Source organism: Streptomyces sp. NPDC058457, from assembly GCF_042720695.1.
Lineage (GTDB): Bacteria > Actinomycetota > Actinomycetes > Streptomycetales > Streptomycetaceae > Streptomyces.
In genome coordinates this window covers 44,965-55,627 of sequence record NZ_JBHXLU010000031.1, presented here as the reverse complement: position 1 = coordinate 55,627, position 10,663 = coordinate 44,965, and the positions used below count along the sequence as shown (strand labels likewise).

The following is a 10,663-nucleotide window of genomic DNA, read 5'->3' as shown; positions in this document are numbered from 1 at the left end:
CGAGTACGGTCCTCGGGGGAGCCCGTCGGTCGTTTCGTCTCACCCTAGTGCGCGGGCCAGGGCACCTGCGGTGAGCGGTAGTAGGCCATGCCGAGGGCGTCCCAGCGCGGGGCCTGGGCGGCGAGCCGCACCTTGTAGGCGTCCCAGGAGTGGGTGGCGGCCGGGGACCAGCCGAGCTCGGCCACGCCCGGCAGCCGTGGGAAGGCCATGTAGTCGAGGTCGGCGTCCGTCACGATCGTCTCGGTCCACAGCGGTGCCTCGACGCCCCTGATCGCCGAACCCGGCACGCCGGCCAGGTAGTCGCCCGGGTCCCAGTCGTACGACCGCTTCACCTCCACCAGGCCCGCCCAGTCCTGGCCCAGCGGGGTGTCCTCGGTGTACTTCATGTCCAGGTAGACCCGGTCGGCGGGCGAGAGGATCAGCCCGGTGCCGTTCCGGGCGGCCTCGGCCACCCGGGCCTTCTCGTCCGCGCTCGTGTCGTCCAGGCCCCAGTACTGGGCGATGGCCCCCTCGGCCGGGTGGGCGCCGGTCAGCTGGTGCCAGCCGATCACCGTCTTGCCGTACTTCGCGACGATCGGCTGCACCCGGTCCATGAACGTGACGTAGTCCTCATGGCTGGTGGAGTGCGCCTCGTCGCCGCCGATGTGGAGGTAGCGGCCGGGGGTGAGGGCGGCCAGTTCGCGGATGACGTCGTCGGCGAAGTCGTACGTCACCTGCTTGCCCGCGCACAGCGAGCTGAAGCCGACCTCCGTGCCCGTGTACAGCGGCGGTGCGGTGCCGTCGCAGTTGAGGTCGGCGTAGGAGGCGAGGGCGGCGTTGGTGTGCCCTGGCATGTCGATCTCGGGGACGACTTCCAGGTAGCGGGAGGCGGCGTACCGGACGATCTCCTCGTACTGGGCCCTGGTGTAGTGGCCGCCCCGGCCGCCGCCGACCTGGGTCGAGCCGCCGTAGGTCGCCAGGCGCGGCCAGGAGTCGATCGCGATGCGCCAGCCCTGGTCGTCGCTGAGGTGCAGATGCAGCTCGTTGATCTTGTAGAGGGCCAGCTGGTCGATGTAGCGCTCGACCTGGGCCACGGTGAAGAAGTGCCGGGAGACGTCGAGCATCGCGCCGCGGTAGGCGTAGCGGGGGCGGTCGGTGATGGTGCCGCCGGCGACCAGCCAGGGGCCGGGCTGGACGGTGTCCTTCTCGACGGCCGCGGGGAGCAGCTGGCGCAGGGTCTGGACGCCGTGGAAGAGGCCGGCGGGTTCGGCGGCGGTGATGGTGACGCCGTCGCGGCCGCTGTCGAGACGGTAGCCCTCGGCGCCGAACGGGCCGTGGGCCAGGCGCAGCCGGATGCCGGCGGTGCCGTGGGTGGTCAGGGGCAGCCGGTAGCCGGTCGACGGGCGCAGCAGGTCCGCGAGGTACTCGGCGATCCGGCGGGCCTGATCGGAGCCGTCGACGCGGATGGCGGTGTCCCGGGTGATGCGGTACGGCGCTCCGGCGGGCGTGACCGAGGCGGGCGCCGGGACGACCCGGCCGAGCGGGACCGGCGCGGGCGTGAGCGCGGGTGCCGTCGGGGTGGCTCCGACCGTGACGGCACCGGCCGCCGCGACGAGCAGCAGGGCCCCGAGGACGCGGGCCATACGGGGAGTTCGGGAAGTTCGGGGAGTTCGGACAGTTCGGGGAGTCGTTCTGTGGTGCGTTCGCACATGCGCTCCCTTCAGCGGGGGGTGGAGACCGAACCAGGATTGGTCGAGACCACTCTCCCGCACTTCCGGTGGAACAATCCCCGCATGGCGGAAATCATCCAGAAGGACGGCATCTGGGTCTTCGACGGAGACGCCCTGCGGCTGACTCCCGGGCGGGACCGGAACGTCGGTGTGCTGCGCCGGGCGCTGGGTGAACTGGTCGTGCCGCTGGGCGCGTTGGCGGGGATCTCGTTCGAGCAGGGCCGCAAGCAGGGGCGGCTGAGGCTGCGGCTGCGGGACGGCGCCGATCCGCTGCTGCACGCCACCGGGGGCCGCCTGACCGAACCCCAGGACCCCTATCGGCTGACCGTCGAGTCGGAGCGGTACGGGGTCGCCGAGTACTTCACGGACGAGGTGCGCGACGCGCTGCTCCTGGAGCGGGTGCCGGGCACGCCGGTGAGCGAGTACCTGCTGCCGGGGCCGCCGCTGCTGCTGTCGGTCTCCGCCGGGGACGGCACGGCGTCGTTCGACGGGGAGCGGGTGCGCCTGGAGTGGAACTGGAAGACGGAGGACGTCAAGGCCGCCGCGGGTCCGCGCACGCTGGCCCTGGCGGACATCCTCGGCGTGGAGTGGCAGCCGTCCGCCGGTCTTGAGAACGGCCATCTGCGGTTCCGGGTGGCCGGTGCGCCGGTCCGGGAGCGGGCCAAGTACGACCCGAACGCGGTGGAGTTGTGGGGGTTCAAGCGGGATCCGCTGATGGCGCTGGTCGCGGCGGCGGTCCAGGCGCGGCTGCCGCATCCGTCGGCGGACGGGGTAGCGGAGATGTCCGGGGCGCCGGAGGCGACCGAGGCCGATCACGACGCGTTGCTGCGCAGGCTGCGCGAGCTGGGCGAGCTGCACCGCGAGGGGGTGCTCACGGACGAGGAGTTCACGATGGCCAAACAGGCGGTCCTCAAACGCATGTGAGGACCGCCTGCGGGTGCCTTGCGCCCTGCCTTCGGGGCGTACGGACCTACGTGGGCCTGCCGGGCCCTACTTGGCCTTGCGCGCCACCGTGAAGTGGTCGATGCGGTTACCGGTCTCGGCCACGCCCGACACCTTCAGCTTGGCGTACTGACCACGCGCGGCGGGCTCGACGTCCACGCGCAGGAACGAGTAGTTGAGGTAGCGCACCCGGGACCAGGCGACGGTCTCGTTGACCTTGCCGTCCTTGGTGTTGATGAAGGAGGCGACGGAGTCGACCTCGTTCACGTGCCCCTCGTAGGAGTCCGGCGCGCTGAACGCGTACAGGCTGCGGCCGGCCGCGCCCGCCGTCACGTAGACGACACCCTCGGTCTCGGAGTACGCGGTCTCGCCGATCGGGAGCTTCTTGACGACCTTGTCGCCCTTGATGACGTCGGTGCGCTCGTACTGGTGGTTGTGGCCGTTGATGACCAGGTCCACGGTGTACTTCTCGAACAGCGGCACCCACTCCTGTCGCACGCCCCCCTCCGAGGCGTGCGCGGTGGAGGTGCAGTAGGCGCAGTGGTGGAAGAAGATCACGATGAAGTCGACGTCCTTGGACGCGCGGAACTTCTTCAGCTGGCCTTCCAGCCACTTGGTCTGCGTGCCGCCCGAGATGCCGAGGTTGGCCGGGATCTCGAAGGATATGTCGTTGGCGTCGAGCGAGATGATCGCCGTGTTGCCGTAGACGAAGCTGTAGACGCTCGGCAGGTTCTTGGCGTCCGGGCCGTTGTCGGGCAGGCTCCAGCGAGCCTCCTCGCCGCCGTAGCCGTTGGGCGAGTACCAGGCCTCCATGTCGTGGTTGCCGTAGGCCGGCATCCACGGCACGGACTTGGCGACCGTCTCGGTCTGGGCGAGGAACTGGTCCCACACCCGCGAGTCGAAGCCGGTGTCGGCGGTCTTGCCCGCGCCCGCCGGGTCGGCGTAGCAGATGTCGCCGGCGTGCAGGTGGAAGGACGGGTTCTGGCCGAGCAGAAGGCTGTTGTTGGCCAGGCCGTGGTAGCCGACACCCTCGTCGCCGAAGGCGGTGAAGGTGAACGCCTCCTTGTGGGCGGGGGCGGTGGTGAAGGTGCCGATGGTGCCGGCGAACTGCGGCGCGGCCGGGTCGAAGCCCTCGTGGCCGACACCGTAGAAGTACGTGCGGCCCGGCTTGAGGTTGGCCAGCTTGGCGTGCACGTAGTACTGGGTGTGGTCGCCGCTCGCGCCGACCCCGGCCGGGGTGTAGAGGGAGCGGACCTCGGCCGGGATCTTGACCGAGAGGTGCGAGGCGTGGGTGCCGATCCGGATGAAGGGCTTCTTCACCGGGACAGCGACCTGCCAGGAGACCGTCATCTCCGTGCTGGGGTCGTTGCCGAAGGCCAGGTGGCGGCCGAAGGGGGCGACGAAGGCGCCGTCGACCCACTCTGTGGCCGGGGCCGTCGACTGGGTGGGAACGGCGGCCTGGGCGGTGCCGCCCAGCACGAAGGAGCCGCCCGTGACGGCGCCGACAGTCACGGCGCCGCCTCTGATCATCGAGCGCCGGGAGAATTTGGCGCGGAGGTACTCGTGCTGCTCGGCCATGCTCATGCGCTCGGCGAGCTCTTCGGGTACGCCCATACGAGGAATGTCCATGGCGTCTGAAACTCGTCTGCACAAGCAACGTGGCGCAAGACACAGGATGGACAGGCTGCGAACAGAGCCCCATAAGAGATTCAACAGGCTGCTGCCCGGAATCGGGCAGGATTCTTGCGAAACCCCTGCCCCGTACTCCAGGATCTACGGGTGCACGACGAACTTGTTGATCACCTGACGCGGTCCACGCCCCTCAGCCGGGGCGAGGCGCTTCGGGTGATCCAGGACGTGCTCGCCTACTTCGACGAGACGGCCGGGGACTACGTCCGGCGCCGCCACCGCGAACTCCAGGCGGAAGGCCTGGTGAACGCGGAGATCTTCGAACGGATCGCGGCGGATCTGAAGTACAGGGCGGTCGCCCCGCCGGAGCTCACACTCCGGCAGCTGCGCCGCTTGGTCTACGGATGACTACGGCTTAGGGATACGGAACACCTATATATGTGCGGAATTGTCGGATACATCGGTAGGCGCGACGTCGCCCCCCTCCTCCTCGAAGGTCTGCAGCGGCTGGAATACCGCGGTTACGACTCGGCGGGCATCGTCGTCTCCGCCCCGAAGACGGCCGGCCTGAAGATGGTTAAGGCCAAGGGCCGGGTCCGGGACCTGGAGGCCAAGGTACCGGCGCGCTTCAAGGGCACCACCGGCATCGCCCACACCCGCTGGGCCACCCACGGCGCCCCCTCCGACGTGAACGCCCACCCGCACATGTCGGCCGACCAGAAGGTCGCCGTCGTCCACAACGGCATCATCGACAACGCCTCCGAGCTGCGCCGCAAGCTGGAGGCGGACGGTGTCGTCTTCCTCTCCGAGACCGACACCGAGGTCCTCACCCACCTGATCGCCCGCTCCCAGGCGGAGACCCTGGAGGAGAAGGTCCGTCAGGCGCTGCGCCTGATCGAGGGCACCTACGGCATCGCGGTCATGCACGCCGACTTCCCCGAGCGGATCGTCGTCGCGCGCAACGGCTCCCCGGTCGTCCTCGGCATCGGCGACAAGGAGATGTTCGTCGCCTCGGACATCGCGGCCCTGGTCACCCACACCCGCCAGATAGTGACCCTCGACGACGGCGAGATGGCCACTCTCAAGGCCGACGACTTCCGCACCTACACCACCGAGGGCACCCGCACGACGGCCGAGCCGACCACCGTGGAGTGGGAGGCCGAGTCGTACGACATGGGCGGCCACGACACCTACATGCACAAGGAGATCTTCGAGCAGCCCGACGCGGTCGACCGCGTGCTGCGCGGCCGCATCGACGACCGCTTCTCCACCGTGCACCTCGGCGGCCTCAACCTGGACGCCCGCGACGCGCGTGCCGTGCGCCGGGTGAAGATCCTCGGCTGCGGCACCTCGTACCACGCGGGCATGATCGGCGCCCAGATGATCGAGGAGCTGGCCCGCATCCCGGCCGACGCCGAGCCCGCGTCGGAGTTCCGCTACCGCAACCCGGTGGTCGACCCGGACACCCTCTACATCGCCGTCTCCCAGTCCGGTGAGACGTACGACGTCCTCGCCGCCGTCCAGGAGCTGAAGCGCAAGGGCGCGCGGGTGCTGGGCGTGGTGAACGTGGTGGGCTCGGCGATCGCGCGGGAGGCGGACGGCGGCACGTACGTGCACGCGGGCCCGGAGGTCTGCGTGGTCTCGACGAAGTGCTTCACGAACACGACGGTCGCGTTCGCGCTCCTCGCCCTCCACCTCGGCCGCATCCGCGACCTCTCGGTCCGCGACGGCAAGCGGATCATCGACGGTCTGCGCAAGCTGCCGGCCCAGATCTCCGAGATCCTCGCCCAGGAGGCGGAGATCGAGAAGATGGCCGCGGAGTACGCCGAGGCCCGCTCGATGCTCTTCATCGGCCGCGTGCGGGGCTACCCGGTGGCCCGCGAGGCCTCCCTGAAGCTCAAGGAGGTCTCCTACATCCACGCGGAGGCCTACCCGGCGTCCGAACTGAAGCACGGCCCGCTGGCGTTGATCGAGCCGGCCCTCCCCACGGTGGCGATCGTCCCCGACGACGACCTCCTGGAGAAGAACCGCGCGGCCCTGGAGGAGATCAAGGCCCGCAGCGGCAAGATCCTGGCGGTGGCCCACCAGCACCAGGAGAAGGCGGACCGCACGATCGTCGTCCCGAAGAACGAGGACGAACTGGACCCCATCCTGATGGGCATCCCCCTCCAACTCCTCGCCTACCACACGGCGAAGGCACTGGGCCGCGACATCGACAAGCCGAGGAACCTCGCCAAGTCGGTGACGGTGGAGTAGGACGGTTCGGTTGTGGGGCCGGTGCGGGTCGGTGGGGGCTTGTCGCGCAGTTCCCCGCGCCCCTAAAAGAAAGGGGCGCCGCAGTGCGCCCCGTAAGGGGCGCGGGGAACTGCGCGAGCAACCCCCACGCACCCGCACGGGCCGACGAAACCGAACGGACCCCCACGTGTGCCACAAAGCCACGAGGGGGTCCGCTCATTGGATCGCCGGGGACGCCCAACTCCCCGGCGTCGGCTGCCATATCAGCCGTGGGCCGTCACCCCCCGACCGGCAGCCCGCCCCGGAAGCACCGTCGGCCAGTGCGCCAGCGCCGCCGTCGCGGCGTACCAGGCCACCGCCCCCGCCGCCACCGCAACCCAGCCGCCGACCTTGGTCAGTGACGAGCTGTCGGCGAACTGCGCGACGGCGAGCACGAGCATCGCCAGGAACAGCAGCCCGTGCATGGCCTGTCCGAGCTGGTCGCCGCCCGCGAGGGTCAGCGACAGGGCCACGAGGGCGAAGAGGAGCAGGAAGAGCCCGGCCCCGTTGGCCGAGGAGTGGCCGCCGGAGGAGACGGCCCAGGTGAACCAGAGGGCACCGAGGGCCACATAGCCCGTGCCGTTCGCGGTGTCACGGTCACGGAAGGCCAGCAGGCCGACCAGGAAGAGGGCGACTCCGCCCACGTAGTGGGCGATTGACACGGCGTCGGACGTGGTCACGTCGTCGATGACACCGGTGGTGCCGAGGCCGAACGCCAACAGGGTGATCCCCAGGGCGAGTCGGCCGGCCACGGTAGTGGTTCCGCTTCCCGCAGAGACGTCATTGTCCACGGCGGGCTCCCTTCATGCCTTGTGCAGTTGTGCGCGGTGACCGATATATGCCCTTCACAAGGGCACAAACACCTCTGCACGCCAGGAAATTCAGGCACTGCACAAAGAGAGCCGGACCGTTCCCATGGCACATCTCACCTGGGAGAACGTGGAGTTACGGAATGACAACGACAGGGCGCTTGGCCCGCTTGGCGAGCCGCCCGGCGACGGAGCCGAAGAGCCGCCCGACGATCCCGTGGGTCGACCCCACGACGATCGCGTCGGCCTCGTACTCCCGCCCCACCTCTTCGAGTTCGTGGCAGATGTCACCGCCGCGCTCGACGAGGATCCAGGGCACCTCGGCCAGATACTCGGCACAGGCGAGCTCGAGCCCGAGCACCTCCGTCCGGTGATCCGGCACGTCGACGAAGACGGGTGGCTCGCAGCCGGCCCACACGGTGGTCGGCAGTCGGTTGGCGACGTGGACGATGATCAGCCCTGCGCGGGAGCGGTGTGCCATCCCGATCGCATAGGCGAGGGCGCGTTCACTGGAGGTGGAGCCGTCGAAGCCGACGACCACCCCGTGTTTGAAGGCGGGATCGCAGGAAGGGCGTGCCTCTTCCGCCGCCAGCGCATCGGCCGCCGTCGGGTCGGCGACCGGCCGCTTGCGGTCCGCTGGATCGAAGAATTCGTGACCGGCCATGGCTGTCTCGGCGTTGTGATCCTTTGTGGGAGCGACGACAGTGTGCGGCGGAGCTGTGTCCGGGAAACATCTTCCCAACCCCATACCCCCAAGGGTACGGCGGCACGCCTCCTCAGCCCAGATCCCGCACACTCTCCGTAGGGGACCTTCCCCGGAGTCGGTTAGGGGTTCCAGGGAGCATGCACGAGCCGCGCCCGTAACGCAATGGTTGCTGCCCCGTACAGGCGGTTTGCACAGGATTCGGACAGGACCGGAGCTCCACGCACGGTGACCGACCGCCCGAACACGCGTTGATCCCGGTACGAGTGCGTCGCAAGGGAGCACAAGGGAGTACGACGAGGGAGTACGACCATGTCCGGACCGCGCCCCACCACCCCCGATCCGCACCCCGTACCGCACCCGGGCCCGCACCCGGGCTCGCGCCCGCGCCCGGCCCGGCGCCCGGCCCCGACTCCGCGTCCCGCCCCGGACACCGCCGGCGACGTGGTCCGCTGGGCCGCGTTCTCCTGCGTCCTCGTCCCCGTGGTGCTCCTCTGGTACGGCACCTCGCCGGCCGGCGCGGCCGGCACCGCCCTCGGCCTCGCCGCCGTCACCGCCGCCTGCCGCTTCCTGCTGCGCCGATCGGAGCGCGGGACGACGGCCCGGGGAGGCGGACGTCACACCAGGGGCACTACACCGGTCGACTGACCGGTTTCCGCGCACGCGAACGCTTCTTTTCAGCCAACTTGGCGGACCTGCGCAAGAGGGGCACCAACTACCCCCCAACCCCCGTTCCACCTGCACGGAAAGGGTCTGCAGGACCCTTCGCACCCTACGCGGTTTGGCCACTGCCACGAGGCGCACTTCCCTGCACGGCCCGTGAGTGCAACCCTTCGTGATCGAATGCTTCACGCCAAGTTGTCATGTCGACAATCGGCGGCGTGTCGAACTGGTCAACGCGACACTGCGGAAACCAGTAGATTCGATCTTGACGTCTTACGGCGGGGGACTCGTGCAGGACCGAGGGGAAACGTGCAGGAGCGACACAACCGAGGAGCCGCGACCACCGAGGGGGGCTTAGCAGGATGAGCCACGACTCCACTGCCGCGCCGGAAGCCGCGGCCCGGAAACTCTCCGGGCGACGCCGCAAGGAGATTGTCGCGGTGCTGCTGTTCAGCGGCGGCCCCATCTTCGAGAGTTCCATACCGCTGTCGGTGTTCGGGATAGACCGCCAGGACGCCGGCGTACCGCGCTACCGACTGCTGGTGTGCGGAGGCGAGGAAGGCCCGCTGCGGACCACAGGGGGCCTGGAACTCACCACGCCGCATGGCCTGGAAGCGATCTCACGCGCCGGCACGGTCGTCGTACCGGCCTGGCGCTCGATCACCGCGCCGCCACCGGAGGAGGCGCTGGACGCGCTGCGCCGCGCCCACGAAGAAGGGGCCCGCATAGTCGGGCTGTGCACGGGCGCGTTCGTGCTGGCCGCCGCAGGCCTGCTGGACGGCCGCCCGGCCACCACACACTGGATGTACGCACCGACGCTGGCCAAGCGCTACCCGTCGGTACACGTCGACCCACGAGAGCTCTTCGTGGACGACGGCGACGTCCTCACGTCGGCCGGTACGGCGGCCGGAATCGATCTCTGTCTCCACATCGTGCGGACGGACCACGGCAACGAGGCGGCCGGTGCGCTCGCCCGCCGCCTGGTGGTCCCGCCGCGCCGCTCGGGCGGTCAGGAGCGCTACCTCGATCGATCTTTACCAGAGGAGATCGGCGCCGACCCGCTCGCCGAGGTCGTCGCCTGGGCGCTGGAGCACCTCCACGAGCAGTTCGACGTGGAGACGCTGGCAGCTCGCGCGTACATGAGCCGTCGCACCTTCGACCGCCGCTTCCGCTCGCTGACGGGGTCGGCCCCGCTCCAGTGGCTGATCACGCAACGGGTCCTGCAGGCGCAGCGTCTCCTCGAAACATCGGACTACTCGGTGGACGAGGTGGCGGGCCGCTGCGGCTTCCGCTCCCCCGTCGCCCTGCGCGGCCACTTCCGTCGTCAGCTGGGTTCGTCCCCGGCGGCGTACCGGGCCGCGTACCGGGCGCGCCGTCCGCAGTCCGACCGCCCCGACACCCCGGAACCGGCACCGCTGCCGCCGACGGGCCCGCTCGCGGTGCCGTACCCCGAGGGCGTACTCCCGATGCAGACCCGCAGGACAGCATCGGTAGGCCTCTCGGCCAGCCTGCCGGGCCCCCGCACAGGCAGCTGACCCACCTCGGCCCACCCGACACCCTCGGGTGGGCCGAAGCCACCCCCTCGCCCACCCACCACCCGACTCGGCGGGACAAAAGGACGAGGCCGAAAGCATGCCGCGAGGCCGGCCACAGCGTGGCGCCCCCTATGAAGACGACGGCACGCAGCCCTCTCTCCGCCCGTCCGGCGCTTGAGGGCAACGCCGTAGCGGCAGCGGCAGCCCCCGAAGACGACGACGCCGAGCCACCCTCTCAGCCCGTCCGGCAACCGAAGACAACGGCACTCAGCCACCATCCGCCGGCCATCCGGCGACCGAAGACAACGGCGCCAGGCCGCCCACTCAGCCCGTCCCGCAACCGAAAACGACGGCGCTGAACCACCACCCTCCAAGCCGTCCCGCAACCGAAAACAACGG

The 10,663-nt window shown here is 70.0% G+C and carries 9 protein-coding genes; 5 read left to right on the top strand and 4 right to left on the bottom strand.

Annotation, left to right across the window (positions count from 1 at the left end):
• Positions 1 to 44 precede the first annotated feature (44 nt).
• The gene (locus ACFWPS_RS24325; protein WP_383708256.1) at positions 45 to 1,622 is read right to left on the bottom strand and encodes a beta-N-acetylhexosaminidase; all 1,578 of its coding nucleotides are present in this window, start codon (positions 1,620 to 1,622) and stop codon (positions 45 to 47) included.
• A 150-nt stretch (positions 1,623 to 1,772) separates the two neighbouring features.
• Between ACFWPS_RS24325 and ACFWPS_RS24320 the strand changes: the two genes are divergently transcribed.
• The gene (locus ACFWPS_RS24320) at positions 1,773 to 2,633 is read left to right on the top strand and encodes a DUF4429 domain-containing protein (protein ID WP_383708255.1); all 861 of its coding nucleotides are present in this window, start codon (positions 1,773 to 1,775) and stop codon (positions 2,631 to 2,633) included.
• Between the two features lie 66 nt (positions 2,634 to 2,699).
• Here the strand turns inward: ACFWPS_RS24320 and ACFWPS_RS24315 are convergent, their stop codons facing one another.
• Positions 2,700 to 4,265, bottom strand: coding sequence for a purple acid phosphatase family protein (locus ACFWPS_RS24315; protein WP_383708254.1), 1,566 nt, complete (start codon positions 4,263 to 4,265; stop codon positions 2,700 to 2,702).
• 165 nt (positions 4,266 to 4,430) lie between these two features.
• On the opposite strand from ACFWPS_RS24315, the gene ACFWPS_RS24310 reads away from it, so the two are divergent.
• Together ACFWPS_RS24310 and glmS are read left to right on the top strand one after the other, a co-directional pair.
• Positions 4,431 to 4,688: a hypothetical protein gene (locus ACFWPS_RS24310; RefSeq protein ID WP_383708253.1), complete on the top strand. Its 258-nt coding sequence runs from the start codon at positions 4,431 to 4,433 to the stop codon at positions 4,686 to 4,688.
• Positions 4,689 to 4,718: 30 nt separating this feature from the next.
• Positions 4,719 to 6,536, top strand: a complete 1,818-nt coding sequence (gene glmS, locus ACFWPS_RS24305) for a glutamine--fructose-6-phosphate transaminase (isomerizing) (protein WP_383708252.1) — start codon at positions 4,719 to 4,721, stop codon at positions 6,534 to 6,536.
• A gap of 242 nt (positions 6,537 to 6,778) precedes the next feature.
• Here glmS and ACFWPS_RS24300 read toward each other — a convergent pair whose 3' ends face one another.
• Together ACFWPS_RS24300 and ACFWPS_RS24295 are read right to left on the bottom strand one after the other, a co-directional pair.
• Complete coding sequence (locus tag ACFWPS_RS24300) at positions 6,779 to 7,345, bottom strand: GPR1/FUN34/YaaH family transporter (protein ID WP_217545624.1); 567 nt, start codon at positions 7,343 to 7,345, stop codon at positions 6,779 to 6,781.
• A gap of 154 nt (positions 7,346 to 7,499) precedes the next feature.
• Entirely contained in the window at positions 7,500 to 8,027 is a 528-nt protein-coding gene (locus ACFWPS_RS24295; protein WP_383708251.1) for a universal stress protein, read from the bottom strand.
• 351 nt (positions 8,028 to 8,378) lie between these two features.
• Here ACFWPS_RS24295 and ACFWPS_RS24290 point away from each other — a divergent pair, with 351 nt between their 5' ends.
• Entirely contained in the window at positions 8,379 to 8,714 is a 336-nt protein-coding gene (locus ACFWPS_RS24290) for a hypothetical protein (protein WP_383708250.1), read from the top strand.
• A gap of 377 nt (positions 8,715 to 9,091) precedes the next feature.
• Positions 9,092 to 10,264 carry a GlxA family transcriptional regulator gene (locus ACFWPS_RS24285; RefSeq protein ID WP_383708249.1) on the top strand — a complete coding sequence of 391 codons (1,173 nt, stop codon included), beginning with the start codon at positions 9,092 to 9,094 and terminating at the stop codon, positions 10,262 to 10,264.
• Positions 10,265 to 10,663 lie beyond the last annotated feature (399 nt).

Coding starts and splice junctions, on each gene's coding strand:
- ACFWPS_RS24325 (WP_383708256.1), bottom strand. CDS start 1,622: ATGGCCCGCGTCCTCGGGGCCCTGCTGCTCGTCGCGGCGGCCGGTGCC.
- ACFWPS_RS24290 (WP_383708250.1), top strand. CDS start 8,379: ATGTCCGGACCGCGCCCCACCACCCCCGATCCGCACCCCGTACCGCAC.
- glmS (WP_383708252.1), top strand. CDS start 4,719: ATGTGCGGAATTGTCGGATACATCGGTAGGCGCGACGTCGCCCCCCTC.
- ACFWPS_RS24295 (WP_383708251.1), bottom strand. CDS start 8,027: ATGGCCGGTCACGAATTCTTCGATCCAGCGGACCGCAAGCGGCCGGTC.
- ACFWPS_RS24320 (WP_383708255.1), top strand. CDS start 1,773: ATGGCGGAAATCATCCAGAAGGACGGCATCTGGGTCTTCGACGGAGAC.
- ACFWPS_RS24285 (WP_383708249.1), top strand. CDS start 9,092: ATGAGCCACGACTCCACTGCCGCGCCGGAAGCCGCGGCCCGGAAACTC.
- ACFWPS_RS24315 (WP_383708254.1), bottom strand. CDS start 4,265: ATGGGCGTACCCGAAGAGCTCGCCGAGCGCATGAGCATGGCCGAGCAG.